General features: G+C 67.0%; 19 protein-coding genes. 10 read left to right on the top strand and 9 right to left on the bottom strand.

What is annotated here, in order from left to right; translation table 11 throughout:
• Positions 1-42 precede the first annotated feature (42 nt).
• Entirely contained in the window at positions 43-264 is a 222-nt protein-coding gene (locus BMZ69_RS29000; RefSeq protein WP_092163465.1) for a DUF1674 domain-containing protein, read from the top strand.
• 38 nt (positions 265-302) lie between these two features.
• Here BMZ69_RS29000 and BMZ69_RS28995 read toward each other — a convergent pair whose 3' ends face one another.
• The 7 genes from BMZ69_RS28995 to BMZ69_RS31805 all read right to left on the bottom strand — a co-directional run bounded on the left by BMZ69_RS28995 (position 303) and on the right by BMZ69_RS31805 (position 5496).
• Complete coding sequence (locus BMZ69_RS28995; RefSeq protein ID WP_092163462.1) at positions 303-581, bottom strand: hypothetical protein; 279 nt, start codon at positions 579-581, stop codon at positions 303-305.
• A 6-nt stretch (positions 582-587) separates the two neighbouring features.
• A complete protein-coding gene (locus tag BMZ69_RS28990) occupies positions 588-1598 on the bottom strand; it encodes a WD40 repeat domain-containing protein (protein WP_092163460.1) in 1011 nt (336 codons plus the stop codon).
• Positions 1599-1612: 14 nt separating this feature from the next.
• Entirely contained in the window at positions 1613-2575 is a 963-nt protein-coding gene (locus tag BMZ69_RS28985) for a CobW family GTP-binding protein (protein ID WP_092163458.1), read from the bottom strand.
• 43 nt (positions 2576-2618) lie between these two features.
• Positions 2619-3536: a metal ABC transporter substrate-binding protein gene (locus BMZ69_RS28980; protein ID WP_092163456.1), complete on the bottom strand. Its 918-nt coding sequence runs from the start codon at positions 3534-3536 to the stop codon at positions 2619-2621.
• Between the two features lie 36 nt (positions 3537-3572).
• Positions 3573-4433 carry a metal ABC transporter permease gene (locus tag BMZ69_RS28975; RefSeq protein WP_092163499.1) on the bottom strand — a complete coding sequence of 287 codons (861 nt, stop codon included), beginning with the start codon at positions 4431-4433 and terminating at the stop codon, positions 3573-3575.
• Positions 4434-4609: 176 nt separating this feature from the next.
• The gene (gene aztA, locus BMZ69_RS28970; protein ID WP_092163455.1) at positions 4610-5335 is read right to left on the bottom strand and encodes a zinc ABC transporter ATP-binding protein AztA; all 726 of its coding nucleotides are present in this window, start codon (positions 5333-5335) and stop codon (positions 4610-4612) included.
• Between the two features lie 14 nt (positions 5336-5349).
• Complete coding sequence (locus BMZ69_RS31805; RefSeq protein WP_167561593.1) at positions 5350-5496, bottom strand: hypothetical protein; 147 nt, start codon at positions 5494-5496, stop codon at positions 5350-5352.
• 113 nt (positions 5497-5609) lie between these two features.
• Here BMZ69_RS31805 and BMZ69_RS28965 point away from each other — a divergent pair, with 113 nt between their 5' ends.
• Positions 5610-5873, top strand: coding sequence for a macro domain-containing protein (locus tag BMZ69_RS28965; RefSeq protein ID WP_092163454.1), 264 nt, complete (start codon positions 5610-5612; stop codon positions 5871-5873).
• Between the two features lie 178 nt (positions 5874-6051).
• On the opposite strand, the gene BMZ69_RS28960 is transcribed toward BMZ69_RS28965, so the two are convergent.
• The gene (locus tag BMZ69_RS28960) at positions 6052-7674 is read right to left on the bottom strand and encodes an OpgD/OpgG family glucan biosynthesis protein (protein WP_244543605.1); all 1623 of its coding nucleotides are present in this window, start codon (positions 7672-7674) and stop codon (positions 6052-6054) included.
• A gap of 419 nt (positions 7675-8093) precedes the next feature.
• Here BMZ69_RS28960 and BMZ69_RS28955 point away from each other — a divergent pair, with 419 nt between their 5' ends.
• The 3 genes from BMZ69_RS28955 to BMZ69_RS28945 all read left to right on the top strand — a co-directional run bounded on the left by BMZ69_RS28955 (position 8094) and on the right by BMZ69_RS28945 (position 11790).
• Entirely contained in the window at positions 8094-9023 is a 930-nt protein-coding gene (locus BMZ69_RS28955) for a TAXI family TRAP transporter solute-binding subunit (RefSeq protein ID WP_244543606.1), read from the top strand.
• A gap of 104 nt (positions 9024-9127) precedes the next feature.
• Positions 9128-11428: a TRAP transporter permease gene (locus tag BMZ69_RS28950; protein ID WP_092163443.1), complete on the top strand. Its 2301-nt coding sequence runs from the start codon at positions 9128-9130 to the stop codon at positions 11426-11428.
• Positions 11425-11790, top strand: coding sequence for a DUF1850 domain-containing protein (locus BMZ69_RS28945; protein ID WP_244543604.1), 366 nt, complete (start codon positions 11425-11427; stop codon positions 11788-11790). The genes BMZ69_RS28950 and BMZ69_RS28945 overlap by 4 nt, the downstream gene beginning before the upstream one ends.
• A gap of 3 nt (positions 11791-11793) precedes the next feature.
• Here the strand turns inward: BMZ69_RS28945 and BMZ69_RS28940 are convergent, their stop codons facing one another.
• Positions 11794-12033: a hypothetical protein gene (locus tag BMZ69_RS28940; RefSeq protein ID WP_092163442.1), complete on the bottom strand. Its 240-nt coding sequence runs from the start codon at positions 12031-12033 to the stop codon at positions 11794-11796.
• A gap of 113 nt (positions 12034-12146) precedes the next feature.
• On the opposite strand from BMZ69_RS28940, the gene BMZ69_RS28935 reads away from it, so the two are divergent.
• Genes BMZ69_RS28935 through BMZ69_RS28915 form a run of 5 tightly spaced genes read left to right on the top strand, consistent with a single transcriptional unit; the run spans position 12147 to position 16635 of the window.
• Entirely contained in the window at positions 12147-13736 is a 1590-nt protein-coding gene (locus BMZ69_RS28935; protein WP_092163491.1) for a gamma-glutamyltransferase family protein, read from the top strand.
• A 30-nt stretch (positions 13737-13766) separates the two neighbouring features.
• The gene (locus BMZ69_RS28930; RefSeq protein WP_092163441.1) at positions 13767-14963 is read left to right on the top strand and encodes an amidase; all 1197 of its coding nucleotides are present in this window, start codon (positions 13767-13769) and stop codon (positions 14961-14963) included.
• A 13-nt stretch (positions 14964-14976) separates the two neighbouring features.
• Positions 14977-15609 (top strand): nitrile hydratase subunit alpha, encoded by a 633-nt coding sequence (gene nthA / locus BMZ69_RS28925; RefSeq protein ID WP_092163440.1) that lies wholly within the window; start codon positions 14977-14979, stop codon positions 15607-15609.
• A complete protein-coding gene (gene nthB, locus BMZ69_RS28920) occupies positions 15606-16265 on the top strand; it encodes a nitrile hydratase subunit beta (RefSeq protein WP_092163439.1) in 660 nt (219 codons plus the stop codon). The genes nthA and nthB overlap by 4 nt, the downstream gene beginning before the upstream one ends.
• The gene (locus BMZ69_RS28915; protein WP_092163438.1) at positions 16252-16635 is read left to right on the top strand and encodes a nitrile hydratase accessory protein; all 384 of its coding nucleotides are present in this window, start codon (positions 16252-16254) and stop codon (positions 16633-16635) included. The genes nthB and BMZ69_RS28915 overlap by 14 nt, the downstream gene beginning before the upstream one ends.
• Positions 16636-16749: the final 114 nt, after the last annotated feature.

The following is a 16749-nucleotide window of genomic DNA, read 5'->3' as shown; positions in this document are numbered from 1 at the left end:
TGTGGTGGGGATGATGCCGATCCTGCAAGAGAATGGCCGATCATGAGCACGCAAACCGAGACAGATGAGCCTGCGACGCCGGGCCCGGCGAAGGCGCTTTCGCCGGCTGCGCAGCGTGCGCTGGCCGAAGCCGAAGCCCGCCGCGCGGCGATCGACGCCAAGGCGGCCGAGCTCAAGCGGCAGAAGGAAGTCGACGGCCGAGGCGGGCTTGAGCCGGTGCGCTATGACGACTGGGAAGTGAAGGGCATCGCCAGCGATTTCTGAGCGGATGCGCGCTTACGGCGCTATTCCAGGGCTGCGGCTCAAGCGACTTGTCCGGACAACGCCTGCGCCAGCGCCTGCGGCGTCAATTCCGCCAGACCCATCTGCACCTTGAAGGCCCTGGTCTTCTCGCCGGGCTTCATCACCAGAATCACCGTCTCGGTGCCCGGGCAGGCGGGATCGGCGCAGAGGATTTCGTTGACGGCGATCACGGCGTTCTCCGGCAGGGCGAGCAATTCGCGGACCTGCCTTTTGACCTGCGCTGCGGCATCAGCCTCGGCAGCGTCGCGCTTGTCCTTGCCGAACAGGCCGAAGCGCATCGCCGCTCAGCCGCCCGGCAGGGTGAGCACACCGGCCGCCCCGTCTTCAGCACCGAAGGCGAGGCGCTTGCCGAGCTTGTCCCAGGCAAAGGCCGTGATGCTGCTGCCGCGCTGCGCCGGCCGCACCAGCAGCTCCGAGGCGTCGGTCAGGCGGATCATCAGAATGCAGCCGTCATCGTAGCCGACGGCCAGAACCAGCGCCTTGGGATGGAAGGCGACGCGGGTGACCTTGGCGTGGCGCGCACCGCATTCGCGCGGCGCCTTGCCGGTCGGCCCCTCGCCCTGGAAGGGCCAGACGATCGCGGCATCCGCACCGCTGGAGGCGAGCCAGAGCCCGTCATGCGACCAGGACAGCGAGCGGGGCTTGGCCGGATAGCCGGTCATGCGCATATGGCTCGGCTTCTCGCCGAGGCGCCAGCCATGCAGCGCGTTCTCCTGCATCGCCGTGACGATGAAGCGCCCATCCGGAGACCAGGTCACGTCGAGATGCGAGCCCTTCCATTCCAGGAAGTCGGGCCTGGCCTCGGTGTTCGGATACCAGAGCAGCACGCCATTCATCTGGGCGATCGCGAGGCGATAGCCCTTCGGTGCGAAGGCGAGACCCTGCGGCGTCGAGGCGACGTCGATCGACCTGAGTTTGCCCTTGTCGTCGCGGGCGTGGACATCGCGGCCGCTATTCCAGGCGATGCTGCCGGAGGCCGACATGCTCACGGCATCGATCCAGCGCCGCTTTTCATCGCGCGCCAGTTCCTCCGGTGCGCCTTCAGCCGAAGTTGCGACGACACGGCCGTCATCGCCGCCGCTGATCAGGCGCCCCCCATCCGAGGCGATGCAGAGCAGGCCGCCGCCATGCGCCTCGACACTCTCGGTCTCACCATCGCGCCAGCGCAGCACCCGGCCATCGGCGAGGGCGAGCGCCAGCGTCTGCTTCAGCCAGACGGCGCCGACGACATGCTCGCCGGCTTCGACGGGGACGACATGCTCGCGCAGCGAGACGGGTTTGGTGATCGAATCCATGCCCACGCTTTAGCTCAAGCCGCGCAGGCCATGAACCCCTTGCGCAGCTCGGCCTCGTCGAGATCGCGGCCGATGAAGACGAGACGCGATTCGCGCGTCTCGCCGGACTTCCAGTCGCGCTGCAGGTCGCCGTCCAGGATCATGTGCACGCCCTGGAAGACGAAGCGGCGCGGCTCGTCCTTGAAGGCCAAAATACCCTTTGAACGCAGGATGTTCGGTCCCTGCACCTGGTTGATGTCGTTGATCCAGGGCATGAACTTGTCCGGATCGACATCGCCGGGGATGGTGAAGGACATCGAGCGGACGTCCTCCGAGTGATGGTGATGGTGACCGGCCTCGAGGAAGTCGGGCTCGATGTCGAGGATGCGGTCGAGATCGAAGGCGTTGCGGTCGAGCAAATCGGCGATCGGCAGGTCGCAGCGCGTCGTCTTGTGCAGCTTGGCGTAAGGGTTGATCGCGCGGATCGTCGCCTCGACCTCGGCGAGCTCCTCGGCACTGACCAGATCGGTCTTGTTGAGGATGATCACGTCGGCGAAGGCGATCTGGTTCTTGGCTTCCGGCGCATCCTTGAGCCGGTCCTTCAGCCATTTGGCGTCGGTCACGGTCACGACCGCGTCGAGCTTGGTGGCGTCGCCGACATCCTGGTCGACGAAGAAGGTCTGGGCGACCGGGGCGGGATCGGCGAGGCCGGTGGTCTCGACGATGATCGCGTCGAACTTGCCCTTGCGCTTCATCAGGCCGTCGAGGATGCGGATGAGATCGCCGCGCACGGTGCAGCAGATGCAGCCATTGTTCATCTCGAACACTTCCTCGTCGGCGCCGACGACGAGGTCGCCATCGATGCCGGTCTCGCCGAACTCGTTGACGATCACGGCGAATTTCTTGCCGTGATCCTCGGTGAGAATGCGGTTGAGGAGCGTGGTCTTGCCGGCGCCCAGATAGCCGGTGAGCACCGTGACGGGAATCTTCTCGGACATGGGAAACGACCTGGTTGGCGACGCTGCTGCGATCGCGGTCCGGTCAGGCCGGGCCGCCGACGAGCGCCTTCTCGATCTGGCTTATATTGTGTTTCATCATCGCGATGTAAGTCCCGGCCGGACCATCGGCTGCCGAAAGCGCATCCGAATAGAGCCGTCCGCCGATCTTCGCGCCGCTCTCCTTGGCGATCTGCTCGGCCAGGCGCGGATTGGTGATGTTCTCGAGGAAGACCGCCGGCACCTTCTGCGCCTTGATCTGGCGGATGATGCGGGCGACGTCCTTGGCCGAGGCCTCTGCTTCCGTCGAGACGCCCTGCGGCGCGATGAAGGCGATGCCATAGGCCTTGGCGAAATAGCCGAAGGCGTCATGCGAGGTGATCGCCTTGCGCCGGTCGGCCGGGATGCGCGCGACGGCGGCCTTGACCTCGGCTTCGAGCGCATCGAGCTTGGTCTGATAGGCGGCGGCGTTGGCCTCGTAGACCGCCTTGCCGGCCGGATCGGCGGCGATGAGTGCGTCGCGGACATTGCCGACATAGATCTTGGCATTGGCGATGCTCTGCCAGGCATGCGGATCCTCGCTGCCATGGGAGTGACCATGACCGTGACCGTGATCGTCCAGCTCGAGCGGCTTGATGCCCTTGGTCGCCGTCGCCACGGTCGCCTTGGTGCCCGACGACTTGATCAATCGCGTCAGCCAGCCTTCGAATTTCAGCCCATTGACCACGACGAGCTTGGCGCCGGCAACCGTCTTGGCGTCGGCCGGCGTCGGCGAATAGACGTGGGCGTCGCCATCGGGCCCGACCAGCGTGGTCACCGCGACCCGCTCGCCGCCGATCTCGCGGACGAAATCGCCAAGGATCGAGAAGCTCGCGACGACGGGCAGCTTCTCCTGGGCGAAGGCCGGCAATGGCAGGGCAATGCCGACGGCAAGGCCGAGGAGGACGAAGCGGCGGTTCAGCATGATGACTCTCGCGCTATATGAAACACTATAACATAACTAGCGTTGGAGATGGGCCCTCGGCAAGAGCCGCCGCGCAAGCCCGCCCTGCGAGCCCAGCAGGAGCGAGCCGAGATAGAGCGCTCCAGCCGCGAGGATGATCGCCGGGCCGGCCGGAAGATTGCTGCCGGCGGCATAGGAAGCGACGAGCCCGATATAGCCGGACGCGATGCCGAAACCGGAGGCGAGCAGGATCAGTCGCGTGATGTCGGCAGTCCAGAACCGCGCCGCTGCGGCCGGCAGCATCATCAGCCCGACGGCGAGCAGCGTGCCGAGCGCATGGAAGCCGGCGACGAGATTGAGCACGACCAAGCCGAGGAAGGTCAGGTGGACGACGCCGCCGGAGCGGCTGACCGAGCGCAGGAAGCCGGGATCGACGCATTCCAGCACCAGCGGGCGATAGGCCAGCGCCAGCACGCCGAGCGTCAGGCTGGCGACGCCGGAGAGCAGCACGAGCACATCGTCGTCGAGCGCCAGCACATTGCCGAACAGGACATGAAAGAGATCGACCGCCGAGCCGCGCAGCGAAACCAGGGTGACGCCGAGTGCCAGCGAGATCAGATAGAAGGCGGCAAGCGAGGCGTCTTCCTTGAGTACGGTCAGGCGCGCCACGGCGCCGGCCGCGAGCGCGACAGCAAAACCCGCGACGAGCCCGCCCAGCGTCATCGCCGGCAGCGAGAAGCCGGCGACGAGATAGCCGAGCGCGGCGCCGGGCAGGATCGCATGCGCCATCGCGTCGCCGGTCAGGCTCATCCGCCGCAGCATCAGGAAGACGCCGACCGGCGCGCCGGAGACCGACAGCGCGATCACGCCGACCAGCGCCCGGCGCATGAAATCGAATTCGGCGAAGGGGCCGATCATGAGGTCGTAGAGCAAAGGGCTCGAATCCTTCAAAAACTCACTCAGCCCTCATCCTGAGGAGCCGCAAAGCGGCGTCTCGAAGGATGCTTCAGGAGACTCAGGAGGCAACTGGAGCATCCTTCGAGACGCGATCTACGATCGCTCCTCAGGATGAGGGCTGGAGTAGATGTTGCGGCTCAAGCCGCGCAGGGCGCGGCATGGCTGTCGAAGGCCTCGACCATGCGGCGCGCCCTGAGCAGGTTGTTCGCTGTCAGAACCTCGCCGGTGTCGCCCCAGGCGATCGCCTCGCGCGCCAGCAGCAGCGTCTGCGGGAAGGCGCGCTTCACCGTCTCGATGTCATGCAGCACGGCGACGACGGTCCGGTTCTCGCCATGCCAGCGCTGGACCAGCGCCAGCAGGTCGGCACTGGTGCGCGCATCGATCGCGGTGAACGGCTCGTCGAGCAGGATGATGTCGGCGTCCTGCAGCAGCAGCCGGGCGAACAGCGCGCGCTGCATCTGACCACCCGAGAGCGTGCCGATGCTGCGGCTCTCGAAGCCGGTGAGGCCGACCGCTGCGATCGCCGCCTCGACCTTGCTGCGTTGCCCGAGGCCGATCTTGCCGAAGATGCCGGCCGCGCCCCACAGGCCCATGGCGACGAGATCGTAGACATGGATCGGGAAGGAGCGGTCGAGCTCGGCCGATTGCGGGAGATAGGCGAGGCGCTTGCCCCTGGCGAGCGTGACAGTGCCGTCGAGCGGCGAGAGCGCGCCGGCGATGGCCTTGAGCAAGGTCGACTTGCCGGCGCCGTTCGGCCCGACGATCGCGGTCAGGCTGCCCGGCGCGACCTCGCCAGAGAGATGATGCACCGCCGGGTGGCGGTCATAGCCGAGCGTCAGGTCGCTGAAGCGGATGGCGGGCACAGGGATACTCTTGTTCACACGATGACGGCGAGGGTCGCCGCCCAGAGCAGCAGGATCACGCCGGTTGCCAGACCGAGCCTTTGCCCGGCCGACAGCCGCAGCAGCGACCAGCCGGGAACCTCGGCGACAGGCTGGCGATGGTGGGCGTGATCATGAGCCATAGCGAATGATATAATATTACGATCGCCCACGAGCAAGCACGATCACCCTTGCATCGAGCGCAACGCCACTGCGTTATCGGCACCGTCAACAATGTCCGAACAGGAGCAGGCCGGTGAGCGCCGAGCGGGTGACCTTCAAAGCGATACGCAATGGCGTCGCGACCGAGATCGCAGCCGATGCGATCGAGATTTGCCTGCCAGACGGGTTGAGCTTCAAGATCATGGCCTTCGCCGGCCGCAAGGGCTCGGCGACGCTGCACATGCCGGCCGATGATCCGCAGGCCCCGAGCTTCGACGTGTTCTGTGTCGAGCCCGGCGCGGCCAACACGCTGTTCGTATCCGTCGACCGGATCCAGAAGCGCCAGATCGAAGGGTAAAATTCGTTTCGATAATCTGTCATTCCGGCCGCAGCGAAGCGGAGCGCCGGAATCCATCGTAGGGAACTGCGCTCTACGATGGATTCCGGAGCTGCGCTGCTCCGCAGCTTGTCCGGAATGACGGCTCAGTGTGAGCGAAAATTCTCTGGCCCTGGCCGATGTCGGCGCTGCCTGCACCCTATGCGGGCCAGTACTGGTAGAGCCAGGTCTCGGTCAGCACCTTGTCGCCGCCGCGCAGGAAGCAGCGCATCTCGACCGGATGAGTCCCGTCGACGGTGAGGTCGAACTGCGCCCGCCAATGGCCGGGAACATCGTTCGGCACGGCTTCGGCGAAGATATAGGAAAACGAGCCGCGCGAGGTGGAGAGCACGACCTCGGGCTTGACCCCGAACGGGATGTCCTCGAGCGCCGGCCCCTTGAACTCGATCATGAACTTGCGCACGCCCTTCGGACGCGCCGTGCCAGGCTGGCCGCCATTGCCGAGCCTCGTCGCGACGACGCGGCCGAGCGTCGGCGGGAACGGCTCGTCGGCCTGCCAATGCAGACGGTAGCGGAAATTATAGGAATTGCCGGCCTTGGCCGGGGCTTCGGGGACCCACATCGCGACGATGTTGTCGTGGATCTCGTCGTCGGTCGGGATCTCGACCAGCTGGACCGCGCCCTTGCCCCACTGGCCGAGCGTCTCGATCCAGAGGCTCGGCCGACGCTCGTAGAAGACACCATCCATATAGTGCCCGAATTCGCGGTCGCGCTGCATCAGGCCGAAGCCGCGCGGATTGTTGTCGACGAAGGACGAGGCGACCGTGCGCTGGGGATTGTTGAGCGGGCGCCAGGCGCGCTCGCCACTGCCGGTCCAGAGCGCGAGCCCGTCGGAATCGTGCACCTCCGGCCGCCAGTCGACCATGGTCGTCTTGGCCGTCTCGGAATACCAGTACATCGAGGTCAGCGGCGCGATGCCGAGCCGCGCCACGTCCTTGCGGAGATGGAGTTCCTGCTCGATCTCCATGTCGACGCCCTTGCCGCGATGCATGCGGAAGCGGAAAGCGCCCGCAACGCTCGGCCCCGAAAGCAGGGCGTAGACGACGACATGCTCGGCCGCCTCGCCGGGCGTCTCCAGCCAGACATGGGTGAAATCGGGGAACTCCTCCGGCCTGTCGCCCACCGCCGGATCGACGGCGAGACCGCGGGCCGAAAGCCCGTACTGGTAGAGCTCGCCGATGGCGCGGAAATAGGAAGCACCGAGGAAGGCGACCCAGTCGTTCTTCTGCCAGTCGAGCTTCTCGCCCTTGCGGCCGGGATGGCCGGAGCGGCTCTCCTGGAAGCGGAAGCCGGCGAAGCCCGCGCCCGGCGGCAACTGCTTGGCCGGTGAATCGGCCGGCATCTCGAAATAGCTCTCGTCGTAGACGATCTCGCGCGCCTTGCCGTCGTCGAGCACATGCATGCGCACCGGCTTCTGGAAGTAGCGGCCGAGGTGGAAGAAGGTCACCGGCCAGGGCGACGGGCCATTGGCCCAGAGCGCCAGCTCCGGCTTGAACTTGATCTTGCCATGGGCGTCGTAGTCGATCTTCTCGAGCACGTCAGGCTTGGGATTCGGCGGCGCCTCGTAGGGCTTGGCGGCGAGATCGCGGGCCCGCGCCTTCAGGCCCTCGAAGGAGAAGGCCTCGGCGGTGCCGAGCTTCAGCCCCTGTTGCGCCAGCGCCTGGCCCGAGAAACCCGCTGCGGCGAGCGCTGCCGTGCCGGCGGCTCCCGCGAGCAAGGTGCGGCGGTCGATCAGGGGCATGGTCGGCGGTCGCGGCTGCATCGGGCGGGGGTCTCCATCGGAAAGGATCAGGTGGAAGATGGTGCTTCCGGCTAGCCTGTCCAGCCGGCGAGGGCAATCTCCCGAGCTTCCTGGCCGCAGCAGGGCGGAAATCGCGCGCAATCGCGGCAAGCGCAGCGCAGCCACACAGCCCTCATCCTGAGGAGCGCCGCAGGCGCGTCTCGAAGGATGCTCCAGCTGTCTCCGGAGCCTCCTGGAGCATCCTTCGAGACGCCATTCCCAACGGAATGGCTCCTCAGGATGAGGGCTCGCGGGGTGCCGGCGGCCTGTAGGGCTTCGGAACAACTTTTCTTTCCCTGGGCGACCGGCTTACAACAGGACAAGTCCGGCCCTTCGCGCCGGAACATCTTTCGGGAGGAACCATGACGACGCTCTTTGCCGGCCGCCGATTTGCCGGCCTCATGACTGCCGTGATCATCGCCGCGACGCCGGTCGCGGCCAAGGCGCAGGATTTCATCAACGTACTGACCGGCGGCACCTCGGGCGTCTACTACCCGCTCGGCGTCGCGCTCTCGAAGATCTATGGCGAGAAGATCGCCAACGTCCGCCCGACCGTTCAGGCGACCAAGGCCTCGGTCGAGAACCTGCAATTGCTGCAGCAGGGCAAGGGCGAGATCGCCTTCACGCTCGGCGATTCCCTCGACGCCGCCTGGAAGGGCGACGAGGAGGCCGGCTTCAAGAGCCCGCTGAAGAAGCTGCGCGGTATCACCGCGATCTATCCGAACTATGTCCAGATCGTCGCCTCGAAGGATAGCGGCATCAAGACGCTGGCCGATCTCAAGGGCAAGCGCCTTTCGGTCGGCGCACCGAAATCGGGAACCGAGCTCAACGCCCGCGCCATCCTCGCCGCCGCCGGCATGTCCTACAAGGATCTCGGCAAGATCGAGTACCTGCCCTTCGCCGAATCGGTCGAGCTGATGAAGAACCGCCAGCTCGACGCCACCCTGCAATCGGCCGGCCTCGGCGTCGCCTCGCTGCGCGACCTCGCGACCTCGGTCGAGATCACCGTGGTCGAGGTGCCCGCCGCCGTGGTCGACAAGGCCGGACCGCCCTTCGTCAAGGTCTCGATCCCGGCCAACACCTATACCGGCCAGACTGCGGCGGTCCCGGCCGCTGCCGTCGTCAACTATCTCGTCACCCATGAAGGGATGAAGGAGGAGACGGTCTACCAGATGACCAAGGCCGTCTTCGAGAACCTGCCCGACCTCGCCGCCGCCCATGCCGCCGCGCGCTCGATCAAGCTGGAAAGCGCGCTGGAAGGTATGCCGGTGCCGCTGCATCCGGGCGCGGCACGCTATTTCAAGGAGAAGGGCCTGAAGGTCGGCTCCTGAGCCGAGCATCAGCAGGACGATTGAGCGAGGCCGGCTCGTCCGGCCTCGCTTTTTCTCATTGGAACGCTTAGACGCCGCAAAGGCGCAGGGAACGGGGAACGGATATGAGCAGCGCAGCGGAAACGCCCCTGGCCGTGCCGGACAATGCCGGCGTTCCGACGGACAAGCCCGAGCAGTTCGTCGACCCCGAGCACGGCTTGCCGCCGGGCTTCGGCCCGGGCTGGCAAGGCCAGCTGCTATTCTGGATCGCCGTCGCCTTCTCGCTGTTCCAGATCGCGACCGCCTTCAACGTTCCGCTCGATCATCGCTTCGCCGGTGTCTCGATCATCGACCTGCTGCGCGTCACCATGGCGCTCTGGCTCGGCTGGATCGTCCTGCGCAAGGTCCAGGGCAAGCCCGCGGGCGCAATGCTGCTCGCCTGGTTGCCGCTCTTCGTCGTCGTCGAGCTGCTCGCCCGGTTCGGTGGCTCGATCCCGAACCAGATCCTGCGCGCCCTGCATGTCGGCTTCCTCTGCCTTGTCGCCGGCGGCCTGCTCGCCCAGCACAAGAGCGAGACCCGCATCAAGGCCATCGCCGCCTGGGCCCTGGCCGGAATCGGCTTCGCCGTCGGGCTCTATCACTGGTTCCTCTATGAGGAGCTCGTCGCCCGCGCCGGCGAGGTGACGCCGTCCGACCTCGTCGTCGGCATCACCGCCATCGCCGTGCTCTTCATCATCTGCTGGCGCTTCATGGGGCCGGCGCTGCCGATCGTCTCCGGCCTCTTCCTCGCCTATTGCCTGCTCGGCAACTACCTGCCCTCGCCGCTCAACCATCGCGGCTATTCGCTCGACCAGGTGATCGAGCACATGTCCTTCGGCACGGAAGGCATCTATGCGACGCCGACCGGCGTCTCCGCCACCTTCATCTTCCTGTTCATCCTGTTCGGCTCCTTCCTCGAGCGCGCCGGGATGATCCAGCTCTTCACCGACATCGCCATGGGCCTGTTCGGCTCGGCCCGCGGCGGCCCGGCCAAGGTCGCGGTGTTCTCCTCCGCGCTGATGGGCACGATCTCGGGCTCCGGTGTCGCCAACGTGGTCTCGACCGGCCAGTTCACCATTCCGTTGATGAAGCGCTTCGGTTATCGCGCCGCCTTCGCCGGCGGCGTCGAGGCGACCGCCTCGATGGGCGGACAGATCATGCCGCCGGTGATGGGCGCCGTCGCCTTCATCATGGCCGAGACCATCGACGTGCCTTATGCCGCCGTCGTTCAGGCGGCGATCGTGCCGGCCATCCTGTACTATGCGGCGGCCTTCCTCGCCGTGCATCTGGAGGCCGGCAAGCGCGGCCTGATCGGCCTGCCGAGATCGGAGCTGCCGAGCGCCGGCAAGGCGCTGGCGACGAAATGGTTCCTGATCCTGCCGCTCGCCGTGCTGGTCTACCTGCTCTTCGCCGGCTACACGCCGCTGTTCTCCGGCTCGGTCGGCCTGGCGCTGACCGTCGTGCTCATCCTCGGCGGCTCGCTCGCCCTCGGCATCGGCGCCATCGCGCTGAAGGTGCTGTTCTGGGTCGGGCTCGGCCTGCTCTGCGCCTTCTTCTTCTGGTACGGCATCCTCGTCATCGTCGGCATCGTGGTGGCGCTGATTCTCGCCAACCTCTTCACCAAAGGCGGCGCCGAGACGGTGGCAGCCTGCCGCGAGGCGCTCGCCGATGGCGCACGCCAGGCCATTCCGGTCGGCGTCGCCTGCGCAGTGGTCGGCATCGTCATCGGCACGATGACGCTGACCGGCGTCGGCACGATCTTCGGCAACGCGGTCGTCGCGGTCGGCAAGGAATCGCTTTTCCTCGCACTGGTGCTGACCATGATCGTCAGCCTGATCCTCGGCATGGGCATCCCGACCATCCCGAACTACATCATCACCTCGTCCCTGGCAGCGCCGATCCTGCTCAAGCTCGGCGTGCCGCTGATCGTCAGCCACATGTTCGTCTTCTATTTCGGCATCATGGCAGACCTGACGCCGCCGGTCGCGCTCGCCGCCTTCGCAGCCGCGCCGATCGCCAAGGAATCCGGCTTCAAGATCGGCTTCCAGGCGATCAAGATCGCGATGGCGGGCTTCGTCATCCCATTCATGGCGGTCTACGATCCCGCCTTGATGCTGCAACCGGTCCAGGGCGTGACCGGCACCGCCTACGCCTTCGCCGCCGTCTACATCATCGGCAAGACGCTGCTCGCGATCTGCCTGTGGGGCGCTGCGACGATCGGCTTCCTCAAGCGCGAGATGGCATTGTGGGAACGGGCGCTGGCGGCTGTGGCGGCGGCCTTCCTCGTGCTTGCCTTGCCGGTGACCGACGAAGTTGGTTTTGCCCTCGCAGCCTTGCTCATCGGCCTGCATCTCTGGCGCGCCAAGGCCGCCACGCAGGCCGCGTGAGCATCTGCCTTGCCGCCGGTGCGCTCGTTATCTCGCTCGGCGCGAGCGAGATAACGCTCTCCTGGCGGCATTCGGTGCAGAAATCGCTGTGGGAGGAGGTCTGGCAGGAAACGCCTGAGGGCCTCGTTATCACCGAGGCCCGCATCGAGGGCTCCGGCGCCGGCATGGACCCGCCTGATGGCGCCAAGCTCGTCGACGGCTTCTGGCGCTGGAAACCGGAGCTGCCGCCCCTGCGTGAGGTGGTGATGCGACGCTCCGGCGCGACCGCCGACTGGCGGATCTGCGTGGAAAGCCGCTGCCGGGCGCTCGACGAATTGCTGCCGGCAGATGCCGACCCGGTGGTGATGAAGGCGTGCGGCTGAACCTCAGCCGCGATGGGTCAGGCGCTCGATCTTCACGACCCTGCGCATGAAGTTCACCAGCCCATAGGCGGCGAGCAGCGAGAACAGGCCCATCAGCACATAGGCGACGATCGGCCCGAGCTCAAACAGGCCGGCGAGCGCCCAGCCGGACGCCAGCGCGACGCCGAAGATCTCGACCGCGATCAGGATGGCGAGCGAGACCACCATGATCACGTTGCGCCAGTTGGTGCGGCCAGCCGCCATGCTTCTATCCTCGGAACCCATGCATGGACCGCCTAGCCTAGCCGGCGTCGGCATGCAACAAAATCGCGCCTTCCGGCGAAATGGTCCCGCCCCTTACGAACGACAAGAACCTGATGCCCGATTCTCCCGTCTTCGCCGCCGCCGCCGTCGCAGCCCCTCACCGCCTCGCCTCCGAAGCCGGGCGCGCCATTCTCGCGGAAGGCGGCAATGCGATCGAGGCCATGGTCGCCATGGCTGCGACCATCGCAGTCGTCTACCCCCACATGAACGCGATCGGCGGCGACGGCTTCTGGCTGGTGCACGAGCCCGGCGGCAAGGTCCATGCGATCGAGGCCTGCGGCCCGGCGGGGAGTCTGGCCACGATCGAGCGCTATCGCGAGAAGGGGCATGACACGCTGCCGGCGCGCGGACCGGATGCGGCGATCACCGTCGCCGGCGCGATCGGAGGCTGGCAGGCGGCGCTTAGCCTATCGAGCAGCCTCGGCGGCAGGGTGCCGCTGAAGGACCTGCTCTCCGACGCCATTCGCCATTGCGCCGAAGGCTACGACATCTCGGAGTCGGAGCTGCGTACCTGGCCGCAGGAAGTCGATGCCGTGAAGGCGGCGCCCGGCTTCAGCGACTTCTTCTGGCCGGGCGGAGAACGGCCCAAGGCCGGCGACCGCCGCAAGCCCACAGCGCTCGGTGCGACGCTGGAGCAGCTTTCCCATGCCGGGCTCGACGATTTCTATCGCGGCGATATCGGCCGCGAGCTCGCCGAGGACCTCGGCCGGATCGGCGCGCCGATCACCCGCGCCGATCTGGAAGCCTTCCGCGCCCGAACCGTACAGGCGCTGTCGCTGAAGCTGCCTGGGCTCACCGTCTACAATTTCCCGCCGCCGACGCAGGGCCTCACCGCCCTGATGATCCTCGGCATCTTCGAGAAGCTCGGCGCCACCCGGCCGGAGAGCTTCGACCATCATCACGGGCTGGTCGAGGCGGTGAAGCGGGCGCTCGCCATCCGCGACAAGGTCGTCACCGACCCGGCTTTCATGACGGTCGACCCGGCGAGCCTCCTCACAGACACCGCCCTGGAAAGCGAAGCCGCCAGAATCGACCGCAAGCGCGCCGCGAGCTGGCCGTTCCGGCCCGGGGAAGGCGACACGATCTGGATGGGCGCGATCGATGGCTCCGGCCTCGCCGTCTCCTATATCCAGTCGCTCTACTGGGAATACGGCTCCGGCTGCATCCTGCCCAAGACCGGCGTCAACTGGCAGAACCGCGGCGTCTCCTTCTCACTTGATGCGAAGGCGCTCAACCCGCTGACGCCCGGCCGCAAGCCGTTCCATACGCTCAACCCGCCGCTCGCCCGCTTCGACGATGGCCGGATCATGAGCTATGGCGCGATGGGCGGCGACGGACAGCCGCAGTTCCAGGCGCAGATCCTGTCGCGCTACCGCTTCGGCCAGGGTGTCGCCGATGCGGTCGATGCGCCGCGCTGGCTCTTCGGCCGGACCTGGGGCGCCGGCTCGATCTCGCTCAAGCTGGAGAACCGCTTCGATCCGATGCTGCTGGCGAGGCTGACCGCCGCCGGGCACCCGGTCGAGGAATACAGCGAGGCCTATTCCGACCAGTTCGGCCATGCCGGCATGCTGGTGAAGCACCAGAAGGGCCATGTCGAGGCAACGCATGACCCGCGCTCGGACGGCGACGCCCGCGGCATCTGATTGGGATCTTGGGGGAGATCTGAGACGACCATGATCGAGAACGACCCGTTCCGCTGCTTCGTGCCTTATCCCGAAGCACCCGTGAAACATGCTTCCTCCGGCCCGCTCGCCGGGTTGACACTCGCGGTCAAGGACCTGTTCGACGTCAAGGGCTATCCGACCGGCGCGGGCTCTCCCACCGTGCTGGCACAGTCGGGAATCAAGACCAAGACGGCGCCGATCGTGAAGGCCTTCCTGGAGGCCGGTGCCCGCTTCGTCGGCAAGACCCATACCGACGAGCTCGCCTTCTCGCTCAACGGCAAGAACGCGCATTTCGGCGCGCCCATCAATCCGGCCGTGCCAGACCGCATCACCGGCGGCTCCTCCTCCGGATCGATGGCCGCGGTCGCCGGGCGGCTCGCCGATATCGGCCTGGGTTCCGACACCGGCGGCTCGGTGCGGGCGCCGGCGAGCTATGGCGGCCTGTTCGGCATCCGTCCGACGCATGGCCGGCTTTCGCTGAAGCGCGCCTGGCCGCTGGCCGAGAGCCTCGACACCGCCGGCTTCTTCGCGCGGGATAGCGAGGTCTTCGCCCGCGCCGCCAACGCCGTTCTCGGCAAGGACAAGGTGACCTTGCCGGAAACGCCTCGCCTGCTGCTCGCCGACGACCTCTTCGCCCAGGCCGTGCCCGAGGCCGAGCGCATCCTGCGCAATGTCGTGCAGCGGATCGTGCCGATCCTCGGCCAGCCGCAGACGGTGCGTGCCGTCAGCGACATGGACGCGCTCTACTGGGCTTTTCGCTGGATTCAGGGCCGCGAGGCCTGGCAGTCCGACGGCAAGATGATCGAACGCCACGCCATGCCGCTCGGGCCGGGAGTCGCCGAGCGTTTCGCCTTCGGCAAGGCGGTCAGCGATGCGGAGGTCGCCCGCGGCGACAGCGTGCGAAAGACCTTCCGCGCGAAGCTTGCTCGCCTGCTCGGCAAGGACGGCGTGCTGATGCTGCCGACAGTGCCCGATGTCGCGCCGCTGGTCAGCGCCGGCGAGCCCGAGCTCGAGGATTTCCGCAACCGTGCCCTGCGCCTGCTCTGCCTTGCGGGCTTGTCGGGCTTCCCGCAGATTTCGATCCCCGTCGCCCATCGCGACGACGCGCCGCTGGGCCTGTCGGTGATCGGGCCGAAGGGCTCGGACAAATCGCTCGTCGCCTTTGCCGTGAAGTTCGAGCGGGCGGCGCGGATCAGGCTGGCATGACGAGGAGGGTCGGATGAGCGGCCACGACCATCACCACCATCATGACCACGAGCACGACAACCACTTTACCCCGATCGAAGCGCGGGTGAAGGCTCTGGAATCGCTGATGGTCGAGAAGGGCTATGTCGACCCCAGCGCGCTCGACGCGATCATCGATACCTACGAGACCAGGATCGGCCCGCGCAACGGCGCCCGCGTCGTCGCCAAGGCCTGGAGCGATCCGGCCTATGCCGCGCGCCTCAAGGCCGACGGCACGGCCGCCGTCGCCGAGCTCGGCTATGGCGGGCGTGGCGGCGAGCACATCGTCGCCTGCTTCAACACGCCCGAGGAGCACAACCTCATCGTCTGCACCCTGTGCTCCTGCTATCCATGGCCGGTGCTCGGCCTGCCGCCGGTCTGGTACAAATCGCCGCCCTATCGCGCCAAGGCGGTGATCGATCCGCGCGGCACGCTCGCCGATTTCGGCGTGAAACTGCCCGAGGGCCAGCGCATCCGCGTCTGGGATTCGACCGCCGAGACGCGGTTCATCGTCATCCCGATGCGGCCTGCGGGCACCGAAGGCTGGAGCGAGGACGAGCTGGCGTCGATCGTCAGCCGCGACTCTATGATCGGCGTCGGCCTGCCTTCCCCCGAGGACCGGCCATGAACAGCGCCCACGACCTCGGCGGCCAAATGGGCTTCGGCCCGGTCGTGCCGGAGAAGGACGAACCGATCTTCCATGCCGATTGGGAGAAGAAGGTCCTGGCGATCAACGTCGCCGCCGGCGCCATGGGCGCCTGGACGATCGACGGCATCCGCCATGCCCGCGAAAGCCTGCCGCCGGCGCAATACCTGTCGTCGAGCTATTACCAGATCTGGCTGGCGGCGCTCGACAAGATGCTGGTCCAGCAGGGTTTCCTGAGCAAGGAGGAACTGGCCTCGGGCGTTGCCGGCAGCACCCGCCGCGAGCCCAAGCGGGTGCTGAAGGGCGAGGAGGTCGAGGCCGTCCTGCGCCGCGGCTTCCCCTATGAGCGCGAGGCACCCGCGCCGGCCCGCTTCAAGGTCGGCGACAAGGTCCGCACCATCGTCATGCACCCACAGCATCACACCCGCCTGCCGCGCTATGCACGCGGCAAGCAGGGTGTGATCGAGCGCGTCACCGGCTGCCATGTCTTCCCTGACACCGGCGCCCATGGCGCGCCCGAGACGGCACAATGGCTCTACACCGTCGTCTTCAGCGGCCCGGAGCTCTGGGGCCGCGACGCCGATCCGACTTCGACCGTCAGCATCGAGGCCTGGGAGAGCTATCTTGAGCCGGCCTGATGCTGCCCTCGCGGATGCGCTCGCCGCCGGCACACCGATCCCGCGCGATGCCGAGGGTCCGGTCTTCGCCGAGCCCTGGCAGGCGCAGGCCTTCGCGCTCGTCTGCGCCCTGCAGAATCGCGGCGTCTTCAGCGCCGACGAATGGGCGCAGGCGCTCGGCGGCGAGATCCGCGAAGCCCTCGCCAATGGCGGCTGCCGCGACGGCTCCGACTATTACGAGCGCTGGTGCAAGGCGCTCGAACATCTCCTGATCGAGAAGGGCCTCGCCTCGCATGATAGCGTCGACGCCCGCGCCGCCGCCTGGGAACGCGCCGCCGAGGCGACGCCGCATGGCAAGCCGATCCTGCTGGAGAACGATCCGCTGGGTTGATTCTTCCTTCTCCCCTCGGGGATTCCTCTGCGAAACGCGGCTGAGGCCGATTGTTTGGGGTGCTGGTTTGGTGGGCGGTCTTCAGCGGCTGGCTTGGAGGGCTCGCAGTCGGCC

This window comes from Allobosea sp. CRIB-10, from assembly GCF_900112185.1.
Taxonomy (GTDB): domain Bacteria; phylum Pseudomonadota; class Alphaproteobacteria; order Rhizobiales; family Beijerinckiaceae; genus Allobosea.
Note: the sequence above shows the minus strand (reverse complement) of the source record. Positions and strands in the feature narration are given on the sequence as shown.

Excerpts from the sequence above, each read along its gene's own strand:
- BMZ69_RS28995 (WP_092163462.1), bottom strand. The coding sequence starts at position 581 with ATGCGCTTCGGCCTGTTCGGCAAGGACAAGCGCGACGCTGCCGAGGCT.
- BMZ69_RS28960 (WP_244543605.1), bottom strand. The coding sequence starts at position 7,674 with ATGCAGCCGCGACCGCCGACCATGCCCCTGATCGACCGCCGCACCTTG.
- BMZ69_RS28980 (WP_092163456.1), bottom strand. The coding sequence starts at position 3,536 with ATGCTGAACCGCCGCTTCGTCCTCCTCGGCCTTGCCGTCGGCATTGCC.
- nthA (WP_092163440.1), top strand. The coding sequence starts at position 14,977 with ATGAGCGGCCACGACCATCACCACCATCATGACCACGAGCACGACAAC.
- BMZ69_RS31805 (WP_167561593.1), bottom strand. The coding sequence starts at position 5,496 with ATGGCTCATGATCACGCCCACCATCGCCAGCCTGTCGCCGAGGTTCCC.
- BMZ69_RS28930 (WP_092163441.1), top strand. The coding sequence starts at position 13,767 with ATGATCGAGAACGACCCGTTCCGCTGCTTCGTGCCTTATCCCGAAGCA.
- BMZ69_RS28940 (WP_092163442.1), bottom strand. The coding sequence starts at position 12,033 with ATGGCGGCTGGCCGCACCAACTGGCGCAACGTGATCATGGTGGTCTCG.
- nthB (WP_092163439.1), top strand. The coding sequence starts at position 15,606 with ATGAACAGCGCCCACGACCTCGGCGGCCAAATGGGCTTCGGCCCGGTC.
- BMZ69_RS28950 (WP_092163443.1), top strand. The coding sequence starts at position 9,128 with ATGAGCAGCGCAGCGGAAACGCCCCTGGCCGTGCCGGACAATGCCGGC.
- BMZ69_RS28975 (WP_092163499.1), bottom strand. The coding sequence starts at position 4,433 with ATGATCGGCCCCTTCGCCGAATTCGATTTCATGCGCCGGGCGCTGGTC.
- BMZ69_RS28985 (WP_092163458.1), bottom strand. The coding sequence starts at position 2,575 with ATGTCCGAGAAGATTCCCGTCACGGTGCTCACCGGCTATCTGGGCGCC.
- BMZ69_RS29000 (WP_092163465.1), top strand. The coding sequence starts at position 43 with ATGAGCACGCAAACCGAGACAGATGAGCCTGCGACGCCGGGCCCGGCG.
- BMZ69_RS28990 (WP_092163460.1), bottom strand. The coding sequence starts at position 1,598 with ATGGATTCGATCACCAAACCCGTCTCGCTGCGCGAGCATGTCGTCCCC.
- BMZ69_RS28955 (WP_244543606.1), top strand. The coding sequence starts at position 8,094 with ATGACTGCCGTGATCATCGCCGCGACGCCGGTCGCGGCCAAGGCGCAG.
- BMZ69_RS28935 (WP_092163491.1), top strand. The coding sequence starts at position 12,147 with ATGCCCGATTCTCCCGTCTTCGCCGCCGCCGCCGTCGCAGCCCCTCAC.